Origin of the sequence: Bartonella sp. AC62GZZY (assembly GCF_042196525.1) — a bacterium.
Classification (GTDB): domain Bacteria; phylum Pseudomonadota; class Alphaproteobacteria; order Rhizobiales; family Rhizobiaceae; genus Bartonella.
In genome coordinates this window covers 1-764 of record NZ_JBHIQN010000069.1, presented here as the reverse complement: position 1 = coordinate 764, position 764 = coordinate 1, and the positions used below count along the sequence as shown (strand labels likewise).

Genomic DNA, 764 nt, shown 5'->3' with positions numbered 1-764 from the left:
CATCTTTCCAATCCATTGCTGGTCTATTTTGCGTTTTATGACGTTGTTTTCCTAAGAGCGCGCGTGCTTTTGTTGTTGCTTGTAAATTAACATCCAAACCCAAAGCCGCAGCATGTTTGAGACAAATATTAAGACGGTTTAGTGCTTTCTCTGCTGTTGTAGCTTTTGTATGCCAAATAGGAACAAGCGTGTTGCGTATCTCTGTTTGGGTAATTTCTGAAATGGACAGACTGCCTAATTTAGGGAGAATGTAAAGCCGCAAGGGAGAAAACCAGTTCCCATTCTTACCATTACCTTTTAATTCAGCTTTCCGACTTTCAAAAGTACCCAAAGCGATATCTTTTAAATAATGGAGATTGCTTCACACTTTTGTTTATTGCGTTCTTTAATGGGATCACGACCTTTACGTAAAACAGAATGCCATTGGTTTGCCAATTCACGCTCTTTTTTAAAGAAACATCTCTCAAAGAGCATCCAAGCCCATTTCGCGATGGCGATCATGAATGGTATAACGATAAAACCATTGAGCACTTCCATCTTTACGTTTATGAAAAAGCAAGCCGGCACCATCACACACTTTGCCAGCTCGTGGGTGTTGCGACAGCCCTTGGCACGTAAGACGATTCATAAGAGCCATTTTTAGTTCTTTCTTATACAGTTTTTACCCACACGCCAGCTTCGCTTGTGACGTGCAAGCGAATGGTTTTGATTGATTCAAGATAAACAGATTTGAAATGAGACAATCTTACGATATTCGGGATTCT

General features: G+C 40.4%; 1 pseudogene. It reads right to left on the bottom strand.

Going from position 1 to position 764, the window contains the following annotated elements:
* Positions 1-637, bottom strand: a pseudogene (locus tag ACFIML_RS09195) (integrase arm-type DNA-binding domain-containing protein); the annotation flags it as partial.
* Positions 638-764: the final 127 nt, after the last annotated feature.